Source organism: Pseudomonas baetica (assembly GCF_051216495.1).
Classification (GTDB): Bacteria; Pseudomonadota; Gammaproteobacteria; order Pseudomonadales; family Pseudomonadaceae; genus Aquipseudomonas; species Aquipseudomonas baetica_B.
This window is the reverse complement of the sequence record NZ_JBPKAM010000072.1, coordinates 16,462-32,900: the sequence shown is the minus strand read 5'-3', so window position 1 is coordinate 32,900 and position 16,439 is coordinate 16,462. Positions and strand designations below refer to the sequence as shown.

Sequence of the window (16,439 nt, the reverse complement as noted above, 5' to 3'; positions counted from 1 at the left end):
CGCTCCCACAGGGTCAGCGTAAATCCTGTGGGAGCGAGCCTGCTCGCGAATGGCAGGCGCCGCGGTCTTACTGCCCGCTACGCATCATCTCTTTCGGCACGTACTTGCCGATTTCGAATTTGCCGATCGCCGCGCGGTGCACTTCGTCCGGGCCGTCGGCCAGGCGCAGGGTGCGCTGCATGGCATACATGTAGGCCAGCGGGAAATCATTGGAAACCCCTGCCCCGCCATGAATCTGGATCGCCCGGTCGATCACCCGCAAGGCCACGTTCGGCGCCACCACCTTGATCTGCGCGATTTCGCTCTTGGCCACCTTGTTGCCGACGGTGTCCATCATGTACGCCGCTTTCAACGTCAGCAGACGGGCCATGTCGATCTCCATCCGCGAGTCGGCGATCTTGTCGATGTTGCCACCCAGGCGCGCCAAGGGTTTGCCGAATGCCGTACGGCTCACCGAGCGTTTGCACATCAGTTCCAGCGCGCGTTCCGCCATGCCGATCGAGCGCATGCAGTGGTGAATCCGGCCTGGGCCTAGACGACCTTGAGCGATTTCGAAACCGCGCCCCTCACCCAACAGGACGTTTTCGTACGGCACTCGCACGTTGTCGAACACAACCTCGGCGTGGCCGTGAGGCGCATCGTCATACCCGAACACCGGCAACGGACGCACGATCTTCACGCCGGGGGTATCGACCGGCACCAGAATCATCGAGTGTTGGGCGTGGCGCGGTGCATCCGGATTGCTCAGGCCCATGAAGATCAGAATCTTGCAGCGTGGGTCGCAGGCACCGGAGGTCCACCATTTCTTGCCGTTGATCACCCACTCGTCGCCATCGCGCACCGCACGGGCGGCCATGTTGGTGGCATCGGAGGACGCCACGTCCGGCTCGGTCATGGCGAACGCCGAGCGGATCTCGCCGCGCAGCAGCGGCTCGAGCCAGCGCTGTTTCTGCTCTTCGTTGGCGTAACGCACCAGCACTTCCATGTTGCCGGTGTCCGGCGCGGAGCAGTTGAACGGCTCCGGACCGAGCAGCGAACGGCCCATGATCTCCGCCAGCGGTGCGTATTCGAGGTTGGTCAGCCCGGCGCCGAGCTCCGACTCAGGCAGAAACAAATTCCACAGGCCTTCGGCCTTGGCCTTGAGTTTGAGTTCTTCCATGATCGCCGTCGGCTGCCAGCGATCGCCCTCGGCGACCTGACGTTCGAACACGGCTTCGGCGGGATACACGTAAGTGTCCATGAACGCAGTCACGCGTTCGCGCAGTTCTTGCACCTTGGGCGAATAAGCGAAATCCATGAGCAGATCTACCTTTTTGCTGGGGTCAAAGGAGTTGTTTAGTTCATGCAATCGATGCTAGAACAGCTACGAAAATTTACCTAGCCTATTCTCGGCGTGTATTAACATTCATCACCGATATATGATCGGCTGATTGCCAAGGCCCTCGGGTCCCGTCAAGACGCCCTAACAATAAGAGTGCAGCGCAATGAATCTGAGCAAGGTCGACCTCAACCTTTTCATCGTCTTCGACGCGATCTACACCGAAGCCAACCTGACTCGCGCCGGACAGATCGTCGGCATTACCCAGCCCGCGGTATCCAACGCCTTGGCCCGCCTGCGCGAGACCTTCAACGATCCGTTGTTCGTGCGCACCGCCCAGGGCATGGTGCCCACGCCCATGGCCCAGAACATCATTGGCCCGGTGCGCAACGCGCTTTCACTGCTGCGCATTTCCGTGCAGGAAAGCCGCATCTTCAATCCACAGCAGGCGGTCAAGACCTACCGCATCAGCATGACCGACCTCACTGAGGCAGTAATCCTGCCGCCACTGTTCCAGCGCCTGCGCCGCCTTGCGCCCACCGTGATCATCGAAAGCTTCCTGTCAAAGCGCCGCGAGACCACCAAGGAACTGGCAGCCGGCCGCCTCGATTTCGCCGTGGACGCACCGCTCAACACGGACCCGCAAGTACGCCACGTCAAGCTGATGGAAGATCGTTACGTGTGCGCCATGCGCAAGGGGCATCCGCTGGCTGGTAAGGAAAAGCTCACCCTCGACGAATACCTGGGGCTGACCCACATCCACATTTCCAGCCGTCGCAGCGGCTTGGGCTATGTCGACCTTGCGCTGGGCAAGATGGGTATCCAGCGCAAAATCGCCCTGCGTTCCCAGCATTACCTGATGGCCTCCCAGGTGATGCAGCAGACCGACATGGTCATGACCGTGCCGGAACGCTTCGCCCGCCGTAACGATCTGCACGCCTTCAACTTGCCGGTCAACGATGTGCCGCCGGTGGAAACCCACCTTTACTGGCACGAAAGCACCGATCAGGACCCGGCCAACCGCTGGATGCGCGAGCAAATGATTGAGTTGTGCCAGCAGGTGACGGCGAACGAGAAAAAGCTGGAGAAAGTGTAAAGCTCTAAACCGCAGCGCCTGCTTCGCGAGCAGGCTCGCTCCCACAGTTGATCTTCAATGAACGCAATATTTGTATAAATAGAGATCCCTTGTGGGAGCGCGCCTGCTCGCGAAGAGGCCAGTGAGGACACTCAAAAAACCCGCCACTTGACGTATACGTCAACCTACCTTTAGCTTAGCGCCATGACCTTTCGTGAGCGCTTCCATGAGCAGCCAGACCTACAGCATTTCCGACCTCGCCCGCGAGCTCGACATCACCACCCGGGCCATTCGCTTCTACGAAGAACAAGGCCTGCTCAGCCCCGAGCGCCGGGGTCAGGAGCGCATCTATTCACCCCGTGACAAGGTCAGCCTGAAGCTGATCCTGCGGGGCAAGCGCATCGGCTTTTCCCTGGCCGAATGCCGCGAGCTGATCGAGCTCTACGATCCTTCCAGCGGTAACACCAAGCAGTTGCACAGCATGCTGGCAAAAATCAGCGAACGCCGGGCACAGCTGGAGCAGCAACTGCTGGACATCGAACAGATGAAACTGGAGCTCGATACCGCTGAAGAGCGCTGTGTGCAGGCGCTGGAGCAAACCCTCAAGAGTCAGGAATCAATTCAATAGGCCTACACAAATTACCTGTGGGAGCGAGCCTGCTCGCGAAGGCCATGGCACATCGAACATAGATGTCGGCCGACCCACCGCATTCGCGAGCAGGCTCGCTCCCACAGGGGCCTTCACAGTATTCAGACAATAAGAACAGGTCCAATCCCCATGTCCCTCCCCACCCAAGTACGCATTGTCGAAGTCGGTCCACGCGACGGTCTGCAAAACGAAGCCCAACCCATCAGCGTCGCCGACAAGGTGCAACTGGTCGATGCGCTCACCGCCGCGGGCCTGGGCTATATAGAAGTCGGCAGTTTCGTTTCGCCCAAATGGGTACCGCAAATGGCGGGTTCCGCCGATGTGTTCGCGCAAATCCAGCGCAAACCCGGTGTTACCTACGGTGCACTCGCACCCAACCTGCGCGGTTTCGAAGACGCCCTCGCCTGCGGGGTCAAGGAGGTCGCGGTATTCGCTGCCGCATCCGAAGCCTTTTCCCAACGCAACATCAATTGCTCGATCAGCGAAAGCCTGGAACGTTTCGTGCCGATCATGGATGCGGCCAAGCAGCACGGCGTAACGGTGCGCGGTTACGTGTCCTGCGTGCTGGGATGCCCTTATGAAGGTGACGTCGCCCCCGAGCAGGTGGCGCGGGTTGCCCGCGAGCTTTACGCCATGGGCTGCTACGAAGTCTCGCTGGGCGACACCATCGGTACCGGCACCGCTGGCGCCACCCGCCGAATGTTCGAAGTGGTATCGGCCGTTGTACCCCGGGAAAAACTGGCCGGACACTTCCACGACACCTACGGCCAGGCCATGGCCAACATCTACGCCAGCCTGCTGGAAGGCATCTCGGTGTTCGACAGCTCGATCGCCGGGCTCGGCGGCTGCCCTTATGCCAAGGGCGCCAGCGGCAATGTGGCCACCGAAGACGTGGTTTACCTGCTAAACGGCCTGGGCATCGAGACCGGCATTGACCTGGACGCCCTGATCCGCGCCGGCCAGCAAATCAGCGCCGTGCTGGGGCGCCCGACAGGTTCCCGCGTGGCGAAGGCCCGTAGCGCACATTGAGTACAACGACACGGCCGTGTGTTACCGCGACATCCGAAACGTGGGGAAAAGCGAGTAACACGGAAACAAATTGTCAGGGTTTCCCTGAGAGAAAAATCCTACAAAATATTAAGTTATTGATTTTAAAGGGTTTTTAAAAGTTGGCACGGCTTCTGCTATCTCTATGGCATAACAAGAATAAAAAATTGTGACACACCTAATAAAAACAAGACGTAACGACTCTGACATAACAAAAACAACACGGCAGAGACGCAGCTAACAGATTTTTTTGGAGAAGATGTGCTTTTCAGGGTGCTTTTCGAAGTAACCCGCAACCGGGCAGAGAACAATAAAACTACCTTCAGGTAGCTCCCGAACTGGTTGGATCGCTTAGCGAGAAAGTAGATCAGCGCTCAAAAAAATACGTTTGCTCTTGATCCCGGATGGGGATCGCCAAAAACAGCGGTAAAGGGCAACGGTTGCCAAAAACAAAAACAGACCGCCCCTCAATAATAAAAAAAGAGCACGCGCAACGAAAATTAAAGGGGAGCTTCGGCTCCCCTTTGTGCTGTCTGCGATTTGGATTTTTCACCGCCCGCCCCTTGTGGGAGCGAGCAGGCTCGCTCCCACAAAGGGTTTGTTGTCATTCCTTGTTGATGCGCAACTCCTCGATACTGATCTCGCGCATGCGGAATTTCTGGATCTTGCCGGTCACGGTCATCGGGAACTCATCCACGAACTTGAAGTAACGCGGCGTCTTGAAGTGCGCGATGCGCTCCTTGCACCAGGCTTGCAGCTCCTGTTCGGTAGCGCTGTGGCCGGGGTGGAACTTGATCCAGGCGACGATCTCTTCGCCGTAGCGCGAGCAAGGAATGCCGATCACCTGAACGTCAGCCACGGCCGGGTGGGTGAAGAAAAATTCTTCCAGCTCCCGTGGGTAAATGTTCTCACCGCCACGGATGATCATGTCCTTGTTACGCCCGGCAATGCACACGTAACCCTCATCGTTCATGCTCGCCAGGTCACCGGTGTGCATCCAGCCCGCCTGATCGATCGCTTCGGCGGTGCCCTCCGGGTTGTTCCAGTAACCGAGCATCACGCTGTAACCGCGAGTGCAGAGTTCACCGATGGTGCCGCGCGGTACCAGGTTGCCCGCCTCGTCGATGATCTTGCTTTCCAGTTGCGGCTGGGTGCGACCCACGGTGGTAACGCGCAATTCCAGATCGTCTGACGGACCGGTCTGTAACGACACCGGACTGGTTTCCGTCATCCCGTAGGCAATCTGCACTTCGCTCATGTGCATTTCATTGATGACCCGACGCATCACTTCGATCGGACAAGTCGCCCCGGCCATGATCCCGGTGCGCAGGCTCGACAGGTCGAACTCGGCACGCTGTGGCTGATCGAGCATGGCGATGAACATGGTGGGTACACCGTAGAGCGCGGTGGCTTTTTCTTCGGCAACGGTGTTCAGGGTCAGCAGTGGATCGAACGCATCGTTGGGGTAAATCATGGTACTGCCGTGGGTGATACAGCCGAGGTTGCCCATGACCATGCCGAAGCAGTGATACAGCGGTACCGGGATCACCAGGCGATCAGCGGCGGTCAGTCCAAGACTTTCGCCGACCATGTAACCGTTGTTGAGAATGTTGTAATGACTGAGGGTCGCGCCCTTGGGGAAACCGGTGGTGCCGGAGGTGTACTGGATATTCACCGCTTGGTCGAAATGCAGGCTGTCCTGCCGTTCGCGCAGTTGTTCATCCGATACGCTGCGAGCCAGATCGGCCAGTTGCGACCATGGCAGGAATCCGCTTGGCGGCTGCGCATCCAGGCTGATGACACCTCGCAATTCAGGCAGGCGCTCGCTCTGCAGCTTGCCGATGGCCTGCTCCGCCAGCTCCGGCACCAGCCCTTGCAGCATGGCGTGATAGTTGGACGTCTTGAACGCTCCGGCGCACACCAGCCACTGGCAACCGGATTGCTTCAATACGTATTCGAGTTCGGAGCTGCGGTAGGCCGGGTTGATGTTGACCAGGATCACGCCGATTTTCGCGGTGGCTATCTGGCTGATGCACCACTGGGCGCAGTTCGGCGCCCAGATGCCGAGCCGATCACCGGATTGCAAACCCAGCGCCAGCAACGCCTTGGCATGCATGTCCGCTTCCTGCGCAAGTTGCCGCCAGGTGTAACGCAACTGTTGATGACGCACGACCAGCGCTTCCCCGTTCGGGTACTGCGCGACCGTGTTGTCGAACGCCTGGCCGATGGTCATCGCCAGCAAGGCTTTGTCCTGGGAACCGCGGGTGTAGCTGCGTTGCGGATGTGCACTGGGTTGATCCATGACGACCCCTATTGTCTTTATTTATGGGCTGCTCGCGGTGCCCTTGTGGGAGCGAGCCTGCTCGCGAAGAGGTCGTTACATTCAACATTACTGCTAACTGATCCGACGCTTTCGCGAGCAGGCTCGCTCCCACAGAGTTCGTCCGCGTTCTATCTTGAACTGCCTCTACTCTCGCTCAAGTTGACGTTAACGTAAAGGGTGATTGACAGCCATTCGTCACAGGCTTACGTTAACGTAAAGGTGAGAACTGAATCACTGCCCTCCCCACCCTACAAAAAAGCCAAAAGGTGACCCATGAGCTACCCAACCCTGAATTTTGCCCTCGGTGAAACCATCGACATGCTGCGCGATCAGGTTCAGTCCTTCGTCGCCAAAGAGATCGCCCCCCGCGCCGCTCAGATCGACAGCGACAACCTGTTCCCCGCCGACCTGTGGCGCAAATTCGGCGACATGGGCCTGCTGGGCATCACCGTACCGGAAGAGTACGGCGGCGCCGGCCTGGGTTATCTGGCCCACGTGGTGGTGATGGAAGAAATCAGCCGTGGCTCGGCCTCTGTCGCCCTGTCCTATGGCGCGCACTCCAACCTCTGCGTCAACCAGATCAACCGCAACGGCAATCACGAACAGAAAGCCAAATACCTGCCGAAACTGATCAGCGGCGAGCACATCGGTGCCCTGGCCATGAGCGAACCGAATGCCGGTTCCGACGTGGTGTCGATGAAACTGCGCGCAGACAAGCGCGGCGACAAATATGTACTGAACGGCAGTAAGACCTGGATCACCAACGGTCCGGACGCCAACACCTACGTGATCTACGCCAAGACCGACCTGGAAAAGGGCCCTCACGGCATCACCGCCTTCATCGTCGAGCGCGACTGGAAAGGCTTCAGCCGCAGCAACAAGTTCGACAAGCTGGGCATGCGCGGCTCGAACACCTGCGAGCTGTTCTTCGATGACGTCGAAGTGCCGGAAGAAAACATCCTCGGCGTACTCAACGGCGGCGTGAAAGTGCTGATGAGCGGCCTCGACTACGAGCGCGTCGTACTCTCGGGCGGCCCGACCGGGATCATGCAAGCCTGCATGGACCTGATCGTGCCGTACATCCACGACCGCAAGCAGTTCGGCCAAAGCATCGGCGAATTCCAGCTGATCCAGGGCAAGGTCGCCGACATGTACACCCAGCTCAACGCCAGCCGCGCCTACCTGTACGCCGTGGCCCAGGCCTGTGAGCGCAACGAAACCACCCGCAAGGACGCCGCCGGCGTGATCCTCTACAGCGCCGAACGCGCCACGCAAATGGCCCTCGATGCGATCCAGATTCTCGGCGGTAACGGCTACATCAACGAATTCCCGGCCGGTCGTCTGCTGCGTGACGCCAAGCTGTACGAAATCGGCGCTGGCACCAGTGAGATCCGCCGCATGCTGATCGGTCGCGAACTGTTTAACGAGACGAAATAAATTTCGTTAGCGGCAAGCGGCAAGCTTCAAGCGGCAAGACGAATGCGCTCTTGCTTCAACTTGCAGCTTGTAGCTTGAAACTTGAAGCTGCTACGGAGTAGCCCATGATCTTGCATACCCAGCTCAACCCCCGTTCAGCGGAGTTCGCCGCCAACAGCGCGGCGATGCTCACGCAGGTCGACGCGTTGCACACCCTGCTCGCCCAAGTGGCACAAGGTGGCGGTCCGAAGGCCCAGGAACGCCACACCTCGCGGGGCAAACTGCTGCCCCGTGAGCGCATCAATCGCCTGCTGGATCCGGGTTCGCCGTTTCTGGAGATCAGCCAACTGGCGGCCTACGAGGTATATGGCGAAGACGTGCCCGCCGCTGGCGTGATTGCCGGGATTGGCCGCGTAGAGGGCGTCGAATGCATGATCGTCGCCAACGATGCCACGGTAAAAGGTGGCTCCTACTACCCGCTGACCGTGAAAAAACACCTGCGCGCCCAGACCATCGCCCAACAGAATCGCCTGCCCTGCATCTATCTGGTGGACTCCGGCGGCGCCAACCTGCCGCGTCAGGACGAAGTGTTTCCGGACCGCGAGCACTTCGGCCGGATCTTCTTCAATCAGGCCAACATGAGCGCCATGGGCATTCCGCAGATTGCCGTGGTCATGGGCTCCTGCACCGCGGGCGGTGCTTATGTACCGGCGATGGCCGACGAAGCGATCATGGTGCGCGAGCAGGCAACGATCTTCCTTGCCGGCCCGCCGCTGGTGAAAGCCGCGACCGGTGAAGTGGTCAGCGCCGAAGACCTGGGCGGTGCCGATGTGCACTGCAAGATTTCCGGGGTCGCCGACCATTACGCCGAAAGCGATGAACACGCACTGGCGCTGGCCCGCCGCAGTGTCGCCAACCTCAATTGGCGCAAGCTCGGTGACGTGCAGCAACGCACGCCCATCGCCCCGCTCTACAGCAGCGAAGAGTTGTACGGCGTGGTACCGGCCGATGCCAAGCAACCGTTCGACGTGCGTGAAGTGATCGCGCGACTGGTGGATGGCTCGGTGTTCGATGAGTTCAAGGCACTGTTCGGGACCACGCTGGTGTGCGGTTTTGCCTACCTGCACGGTTACCCGATCGCGATCCTCGCCAACAACGGCATCCTCTTCGCGGAAGCGGCGCAGAAAGGCGCGCACTTTATCGAGCTGGCCTGTCAGCGCGGCATTCCGTTGCTGTTCCTGCAAAACATCACCGGTTTCATGGTCGGCCAAAAGTACGAGGCCGGTGGTATCGCCAAGCACGGTGCGAAGCTGGTGACCGCGGTGGCGTGCGCCAAGGTGCCGAAATTCACCGTGATCATCGGCGGCAGCTTCGGTGCCGGTAACTACGGCATGTGCGGCCGGGCCTACGATCCACGTTTCCTGTGGATGTGGCCGAACGCGCGCATCGGCGTGATGGGTGCCGAACAAGCCGCTGGCGTGCTGGTGCAGGTCAAGCGCGAGCAGGCCGAACGTGGCGGTCATGGTTTCAGCGCCGAGCAGGAAGCCGAGATCAAGCAACCGATCCTCGACCAGTACGAGGAACAGGGCCACCCCTACTACTCCAGCGCTCGCTTGTGGGACGACGGCGTCATTGACCCGGCCCAGACCCGCGATGTTCTGGGCCTGGCCTTGTCGGCGTCGCTGAATGCGCCAATCGAACCGAGCCGCTTCGGCGTGTTCCGGATGTGATTTTGATCTCTGTAGGAGCGAGCATGCTCGCGATGGTCTTCAACGATAACGCGGGGCATCTGGTTGCCAGCGTTGTTTGAGCGTTAATCGCGAGCATGCTCGCTCTACAGGATAAAGCCGTGGAGAACGGAAGAATATGAGCGACTTCAACACCCTCGAACTGCTGACCGACCCAAGGGGCTTTGCGACCCTGTGGCTCAGCCGCGAAGAAAAGAACAACGCGTTCAACGCTGAAATGATCCGCGAGCTGATCCTGGCGCTGGACCAGGTGTCGAGCGATACCAGTCTGCGTTTCCTGCTGGTGCGCGGTCGCGGCAAGCATTTCAGTGCCGGTGCCGATCTGGCGTGGATGCAGCAATCGGCCGAACTCGATTACCACACCAACCTCGACGACGCCCGGGAACTGGCCGAGTTAATGTACAACCTGGCCAAGCTGAAAATCCCGACCCTGGCGGTGGTGCAAGGCGCAGCCTTCGGCGGTGCATTGGGCCTGATCAGCTGCTGCGACATGGCCATCGGTGTCGATGACGCACAGTTCTGCCTGTCGGAAGTGCGCATCGGCCTGGCACCGGCCGTGATCAGCCCGTTCGTGGTGCAAGCCATCGGCGAACGCGCTACGCGACGCTATGCCCTGACCGCTGAACGCTTCAGCGGACAACGGGCGCGGGAATTGGGACTGTTGTCGGAAAGCTATCCATCCTCCGAGCTGGAACAGCGAGTCGAACAGTGGGTCGACAATCTGCTCCTCAACAGCCCGGCGGCCATGCGTGCCAGCAAGGATTTGCTGCGTGAAGTCGGCGACGGCTCGCTGCTCCCGGCGCTGCGCCGCTACACCGAAAACGCCATCGCCCGCATCCGCGTCAGCCCAGAAGGCCAGGAAGGCCTGCGTGCCTTTCTGCAAAAACGTCCGCCGAGCTGGCAAGCCGAAATCACCCCCAAGGAGTCGCGTTGATGAGCGCCCCTGTCCTCACTACCCTGCTGGTGGCCAACCGCGGCGAAATCGCCTGCCGGGTGATGCGCACCGCCAAGTCCCTGGGACTGACCACCGTGGCCGTGCACAGCGCCACTGACCGTGACGCCCGGCACAGCCGCGAAGCCGACATTCGCGTCGACCTCGGTGGCAGCAAAGCCGCTGACAGCTATCTGCAAATCGACAAATTGATCGCCGCCGCCAAGGCCAGCGGCGCCCAGGCGATCCACCCCGGCTATGGTTTTCTGTCGGAGAACGCCGGGTTCGCCCGCGCGATCGAAGCAGCAGGGTTGATCTTCCTCGGCCCGCCCGCCTCTGCCATCGATGCCATGGGCAGCAAGTCCGCCGCCAAAGCGCTGATGGAAACCGCCGGCGTGCCACTGGTGCCGGGCTATCACGGCGAGGCGCAAGACCTCGACACCTTCCGCGACGCCTGTGAACGCATCGGCTACCCGGTGCTGCTCAAGGCCACGGCCGGTGGCGGCGGCAAGGGCATGAAAGTGGTCGAGGATGTCAGCCAACTGGCCGAAGCCCTGGCCTCGGCCCAGCGTGAAGCCCTGTCGTCGTTCGGCGATTCGCGGATGCTGGTGGAGAAGTACCTGCTCAAGCCCCGCCATGTGGAGATCCAGGTGTTCGCCGATCGACACGGCAACTGCCTGTACCTCAACGAACGCGACTGCTCGATTCAGCGTCGCCACCAGAAAGTCGTCGAAGAAGCACCCGCACCCGGCCTGAGTCCGGAGCTGCGTCGGGCCATGGGCGAAGCGGCTGTGCGTTCGGCACAGGCCATCGGTTATGTTGGTGCCGGCACCGTGGAGTTTTTGCTGGACGCCCGTGGCGAATTTTTCTTCATGGAGATGAACACGCGCCTGCAGGTCGAACACCCGGTCACCGAGGCCATCACCGGCCTCGACCTGGTGGCCTGGCAGATTCGCGTAGCCCGTGGCGAAGCGTTGCCGATGACCCAGGATCAAGTGCCGCTGAACGGGCATGCGATTGAAGTACGCTTGTATGCCGAAGACCCGGGCAATGACTTCCTGCCGGCCACCGGGCGCCTGGAGCTTTATCGCGAATCCGCACCGGGCGCAGGTCGCCGGGTGGACAGCGGTGTCGAAGAAGGCGACGAGATTTCGCCCTTCTACGACCCGATGCTCGGCAAGCTGATTGCCTGGGGCGAGGACCGCGAACAGGCGCGCCTGAGGCTGCTGAGCATGCTGGACGAGTTTGCCATCGGCGGGCTGAAGACCAACATCAACTTCCTGCGCCGGATCATCGCGCATCCGGCGTTTGCCGCGGCCGAACTGGATACCGGGTTTATCCCGCGCTATCAGGAGCAACTGCTGCCAGCACCGTCCGAACTCAGCGATGAATTCTGGCAAGCCGCCGCTCAGGCGTTTTCCCAAAGTCAGCACGGTACGCCGCGTAGCGATGACTTGAGTTCGCCTTGGGCTATCGGCAACGGATTCCGTGCCGGACTGCCATCGGAAATCACCCTGCACCTGAGTTGTGAAGGCCAGGACCGCGCCTTGACCCTGGGTGACCGCAATGCCCACAGCGCACAACTCAAAGGCGAGCAATTGCTGACCGAGCACGACGGCGTACGTCGCCAACACCGGGCCATCCGCCGTGGCGATTTCGTGTACCTGCAATGGGAAGGTGAACTGCACCGCATCGAATCCTACGACCCGATCAGTGCCGTTGAAGCCAGCCACAGCCATCACGGCGGGCTGACCGCGCCCATGAACGGCAGCATCGTGCGGGTATTGGTGGAGGCCGGGCAAACGGTCGAAGCCGGGGCGCAACTGGTGGTGCTGGAAGCGATGAAGATGGAGCACAGCATTCGCGCGCCTCACGCCGGCGTGATCAAGGCGCTGTATTGCCAGGAAGGTGAGATGGTCAGCGAAGGCAGTGCGCTGGTCGAGCTGGAAGAAGCGTAAAACTGTAGGAGCGAGCTCTGCTCGCGATGAACGTCCAGATAACGCGGGCATTCAGACAGCCCACGTCATCGTTCACGACCATCGCGAGCAGAGCTCGCTCCTACAAGGACCGTGCCGTGTCTAGAATTTGGCTGTCGCCTGAACCACCACGCCGATAATTCGGCACTCCTCGGTGTACAGGGCTTTTGGATAAGTCGGATTGAGCGGGACCAGGTAACGCTGCCCGCCCTCTTCGATCAACTTGCGAAAAACCGCCTCGCTGCTGTTCGACCATTGCGCGATGACCAGTTTGCCGGGCACCGCGTCCACGTCCGGATCCACCAGGATCAACATGCCCTCTGCGATGCTCGGGCCACTGGGTGCGGTCATCGCATCACCCGTGACTGTCAGCCAGAAGGCTGCGCCCTGAGCATGATAGTCGGACAACTCGAAACGATACCGGCCCTGTTCACCATCGCGGACTTCGCTTGTTTCCCGCCAATCACTGACCGGGTAACGAAAGTACGGGTTGTACTTTTGCGCCAGGGAAACGCCATTGTCCTGTGAGTCCACAGGCTCGCGAATCACCAGCGCCACTTCGAGAAAGTCCATGCCAAGCGCTTTCAACACGCGATTCATGTCGTCGATGCCAGGTTCGCGACGTTTGTTGAGCCAGTGACCCACACCGCCCTGGGACATCCCGAGGCGATCGGCGAGTATCTCTTGAGTGACTTTGAGTTCACTCATCTTGGCTTTGACCAATTCAATCCATTTATCCATGTGCGGCACGATACGTGGTGGACTCCGGCCATCAAAACACAAATTGTAGTATTTTAATCGTAGTCACAAATACAAATCGTACTAGCATGAGCTCACGGATCTTAACCTGTCACGGAGCTTGCCATCATCATGACCCACCCTGCCAACGACTTGCCCGACATGCAAATCGACACGTCGCTCACCTCCCCCCTGGGTTCGGCCGCCGCCCAGCGCGCACTGGACTACTACTTGAAACCGGCTGTTACAGAGGAAGGGATCGAGACACGTTTCTTTGATGTGAACCGCAATATCAGCAGCGAGGAGGCACTGATTCATGCCTCGGACCTGCTGCGTTGTGCGGCCGCCACGGCTTTCGAGTCAGCCAGCCACCTGCAGGGCTCGAATCGGGATCTGGCGTTTTCGACGGTGCATATGATCGACATGGCCAAAGCCATGGTGGATCGATCACTGGAAAGGCATCAGAACGGTTGAAGCGCAGGCTGCAAAAAGGAGAATGAGAAAGAATTTTCCAATCGTGCGGATAAAATCATTTGACTTGCAAACGAGAATGATTATTATTGCACCAGCTGATCGCGAGGTCAGTCGATGGACCAAGGGGCCTTAGGTCGGTCTCCTGGACTATCTCCTCATCAGGCTAATCACGGTTTTTGACCCGGCTTTTTGCCGGGTCTTTTTTTGTCCGTCACATTTCATATTGCTCCGTAAGGCATAGATTGTGCGGCGTTTGCCATCGCCCTTGGGCGCGAAGGCCGCTTCGCATCCCCAGCCTCGTTGCCCCCAAATGCGAAGCTCGCTTCGCCCTTCACATCCCATCGCCAATGCGAAAACGCCCTTCCCTGCGGGCCTGCGCGTCGATGCGCCGACCTGGCACGCTCTCTGCTCTCCCCATCACATGCGAGACCTCTTCTCGCGAACCTGAGTCAAGGAGAAGAACATGCACGACATCGGCACATCCAGACCAGGCGGTTGGGGGCCTGGCTACAACGAGTTTGAACAGGAGCTGGCTGGTGAGTTCGGCCAGGAAGTAGGAAGCGAATTCGAGTTCGAGTCGCAGTTTGGACAGGCCGAAGCCGCGTTCGAAACCGAGTTCGAAAATGAGTTCGAAAACGAATTCGAGACTGAAGTCTCAGGCGAAATGCAGGAGCTCGAACTCGCCGCCGAACTGCTCGCGGTCAACAATGAACAGGAAATGGAGCAGTTCCTCGGAGGCCTCATCAAGTCCGTAGGCCGCGTCGCGACCAACTTCGCAAAATCTTCAGCAGGCAAGGCACTTGGCGGCATTTTGCGCACGGCGGTGAAATCGGCGTTGCCAGTGGTCGGAGGTGCCCTCGGCAACCTCATCGTGCCCGGCGCAGGAGGCCTGATTGGCGGCAAGCTGGCGAGCATGGCCGGCAGCGCGGTCGGGCTCGAACTGGAAGGGCTCAGCAATGAGGACCGCGAGTTCGAGGTTGCACGCCGCCTGGTACGCATCGGTCAGCACGCTGCCAATCATCTGGTTGCGCTGCCGAGGCACATCCCGCCATCACGGGCTGCACGCATCGCGTTTTTGCGCGGAGCGAACCAGGTCGCACCGGGGCTGCTGCCCGTCATGCGGCAAATCGCACGAACCGGCATTGCCGCCGCCCGCCAGTCCGCCACGCCAATTTTCGGCCCGGCCAGCGCGTCCGTGGGTGCTCCTGCTTATGGAGGACCCAGACGGCATGCCCAGGGGATGACGGACGCCCCAACAAGCTGCCCGTCTTGCGGCAGCGCGCAGCCCCTCGCTGCAAACGTACCAAGCAGCGGGGTCTGGCGCCGTTCACGCAGCGGTCGCACGATCATCCTGTATCTCGTCGCGCCTCGACCTGAGTATTGAAACGACCCCGGGAGGTGAGCGCGATGAACGCCTGCACCATGGCCCTGCGGCTGATCGAACAGGAAGTGCTCGGCATTCGGGCACGCCTCGACGCGCAGCTGCCCTACGCCCTGCAGATGCCGATGGTTCCGGCGGCCAACGTCAGTGACGAGGCCATGTCGGCGATCGAGCGCCACATGCAGGCTGCGCGCCAGCAGTTGCGCGTACGCATTGCGCGCTTCCTGCACCGGTTGCGCAGTTTGAGCTCGACGCCGCAAAACATCGCACTCGCTCAGCGCCACTACGCGCTGTTGAAACTGTACTTCCACGCCTCGCTCACGCACTTCGAGATCTTTGCCGAAGTGCTCACCCAACGCAGTCAGCACGGTACGGGAATATGGCTCGCAGGGCTCGATGTCGCCGCTCAGGACGGCCTCAAGCAACCGGGTGTAAACCTGCAAGTGCCGCCGGTGATCTGTTACGTGGAGCGCGGACACGGCGGCGCGATCAGGCGTGCGCGCACGCGCTTGCCGGGCGGTGGGGCCAACCCGGTGGCCGTGATCCGCATCCCGCGCGAACGGATGGTCGGCACCGGCATTGCCGCATCGCTGTTCCACGAAATCGGGCATCAGGCTTCGGCACTGCTCGACCTCGCCAACACCTACCGTCGGGCGACGGCAGCCAATGTCTCCCAGGGTCCCCCCTGGTGGCGTGCGTGGGATCGCTGGATCAGCGAGATCGTCGCGGATCTCTGGGCCGTCTCGAGGGTGGGTATCAGCGCGACCTGTGGGCTGATCAGTGTGGTGAGTCTACCGCGAGCCTTTGTCCTGCGGATCAACCTGGACGATCCGCATCCGGCGCCATGGATTCGAGTCAAGTTGTCCGTCGCGATGGGCCGGGCGCTCTACCCGCATCCGCAATGGACGGAACTGGAGCACATGTGGGAGCGGCTCTATCCGCGCACGCAGATGAGCAGCAGTCAGCGAAGCGCGTTCGAGATGCTCGATCAGGCCATTCCCCAGTTCGTCGCCACACTGCTCGCTTTACGCCCACCGGCCCTGGGCGGTCGCAGCGTGGGGCAAGCACTCAGCCTGCCGGAGCGGCATCCACATCAACTGCTTGACCTGTGGCAACGCGTGAAGTCGCGGCCGCAGCAGTTTCTCGCCGACACGCCGACGCTCGCCTTCGCGGTACTGGGCCAGGCGCGCTTCAGCGGTCTGTTGCCGGCCAGCCAGGAACTGCAGGTGATCGCCGAACTGCTGCAACGCTGGGCGCTCGCCGGCTACCTGCCCTGGAGCGCAGGCAGCGCCCAGTTGAGTGTGGTGTTGAACCAACGCAAGGCGCGGCCGTTTCCGCTTGCTTCCAATTTCTGATCTGTGAG

Annotated in this window: 13 protein-coding genes; 10 read left to right on the top strand and 3 right to left on the bottom strand. The window is 60.5% G+C overall.

The genetic code is table 11. The features are described 5' to 3' along the window. Nucleotides 1-67 precede the first annotated feature (67 nt). Entirely contained in the window at nucleotides 68-1,297 is a 1,230-nt protein-coding gene (locus tag ACSFE6_RS22370) for an acyl-CoA dehydrogenase (protein ID WP_435429613.1), read from the bottom strand. A 187-nt stretch (nucleotides 1,298-1,484) separates the two neighbouring features. Here ACSFE6_RS22370 and ACSFE6_RS22365 point away from each other — a divergent pair, with 187 nt between their 5' ends. From ACSFE6_RS22365 to ACSFE6_RS22355, 3 genes are all read left to right on the top strand, one after another. Continuing rightward, nucleotides 1,485-2,414, top strand: coding sequence for a LysR family transcriptional regulator (locus tag ACSFE6_RS22365; protein WP_435429612.1), 930 nt, complete (start codon nucleotides 1,485-1,487; stop codon nucleotides 2,412-2,414). Nucleotides 2,415-2,619: 205 nt separating this feature from the next. Then, entirely contained in the window at nucleotides 2,620-3,021 is a 402-nt protein-coding gene (locus ACSFE6_RS22360) for a MerR family transcriptional regulator (RefSeq protein ID WP_110963769.1), read from the top strand. A gap of 150 nt (nucleotides 3,022-3,171) precedes the next feature. Further along, on the top strand, nucleotides 3,172-4,071 hold the full coding sequence (locus tag ACSFE6_RS22355; RefSeq protein WP_435429611.1) for a hydroxymethylglutaryl-CoA lyase: 900 nt from the start codon (nucleotides 3,172-3,174) through the stop codon (nucleotides 4,069-4,071). A 622-nt stretch (nucleotides 4,072-4,693) separates the two neighbouring features. Here ACSFE6_RS22355 and ACSFE6_RS22350 read toward each other — a convergent pair. Continuing rightward, on the bottom strand, nucleotides 4,694-6,391 hold the full coding sequence (locus tag ACSFE6_RS22350) for an AMP-binding protein (RefSeq protein WP_435429610.1): 1,698 nt from the start codon (nucleotides 6,389-6,391) through the stop codon (nucleotides 4,694-4,696). A 294-nt stretch (nucleotides 6,392-6,685) separates the two neighbouring features. On the opposite strand from ACSFE6_RS22350, the gene ACSFE6_RS22345 reads away from it, so the two are divergent. The 4 genes from ACSFE6_RS22345 (at nucleotide 6,686) to ACSFE6_RS22330 (ending at nucleotide 12,465) form a co-directional block, all read left to right on the top strand. Next, a complete protein-coding gene (locus ACSFE6_RS22345; RefSeq protein ID WP_435429609.1) occupies nucleotides 6,686-7,849 on the top strand; it encodes an isovaleryl-CoA dehydrogenase in 1,164 nt (387 codons plus the stop codon). Between the two features lie 104 nt (nucleotides 7,850-7,953). Beyond that, nucleotides 7,954-9,558: a carboxyl transferase domain-containing protein gene (locus ACSFE6_RS22340; protein ID WP_435429608.1), complete on the top strand. Its 1,605-nt coding sequence runs from the start codon at nucleotides 7,954-7,956 to the stop codon at nucleotides 9,556-9,558. Between the two features lie 136 nt (nucleotides 9,559-9,694). Continuing rightward, a complete protein-coding gene (locus ACSFE6_RS22335; protein ID WP_435429607.1) occupies nucleotides 9,695-10,510 on the top strand; it encodes a gamma-carboxygeranoyl-CoA hydratase in 816 nt (271 codons plus the stop codon). Next, nucleotides 10,510-12,465 carry an acetyl/propionyl/methylcrotonyl-CoA carboxylase subunit alpha gene (locus ACSFE6_RS22330; RefSeq protein WP_435429606.1) on the top strand — a complete coding sequence of 652 codons (1,956 nt, stop codon included), beginning with the start codon at nucleotides 10,510-10,512 and terminating at the stop codon, nucleotides 12,463-12,465. The genes ACSFE6_RS22335 and ACSFE6_RS22330 overlap by 1 nt, the downstream gene beginning before the upstream one ends. 120 nt (nucleotides 12,466-12,585) lie before the next feature. Here the strand turns inward: ACSFE6_RS22330 and ACSFE6_RS22325 are convergent, their stop codons facing one another. Next, nucleotides 12,586-13,224: a LexA family protein gene (locus ACSFE6_RS22325; RefSeq protein WP_435429605.1), complete on the bottom strand. Its 639-nt coding sequence runs from the start codon at nucleotides 13,222-13,224 to the stop codon at nucleotides 12,586-12,588. 129 nt (nucleotides 13,225-13,353) lie between these two features. On the opposite strand from ACSFE6_RS22325, the gene ACSFE6_RS22320 reads away from it, so the two are divergent. The 3 genes from ACSFE6_RS22320 to ACSFE6_RS22310 all read left to right on the top strand — a co-directional run bounded on the left by ACSFE6_RS22320 (nucleotide 13,354) and on the right by ACSFE6_RS22310 (nucleotide 16,431). Beyond that, a complete protein-coding gene (locus ACSFE6_RS22320) occupies nucleotides 13,354-13,695 on the top strand; it encodes a DUF6124 family protein (RefSeq protein WP_435429604.1) in 342 nt (113 codons plus the stop codon). A gap of 463 nt (nucleotides 13,696-14,158) precedes the next feature. After that, nucleotides 14,159-15,079 (top strand): hypothetical protein, encoded by a 921-nt coding sequence (locus tag ACSFE6_RS22315; protein ID WP_435429603.1) that lies wholly within the window; start codon nucleotides 14,159-14,161, stop codon nucleotides 15,077-15,079. Nucleotides 15,080-15,102: 23 nt separating this feature from the next. Next, nucleotides 15,103-16,431: a hypothetical protein gene (locus ACSFE6_RS22310; RefSeq protein ID WP_435429602.1), complete on the top strand. Its 1,329-nt coding sequence runs from the start codon at nucleotides 15,103-15,105 to the stop codon at nucleotides 16,429-16,431. Nucleotides 16,432-16,439 lie beyond the last annotated feature (8 nt).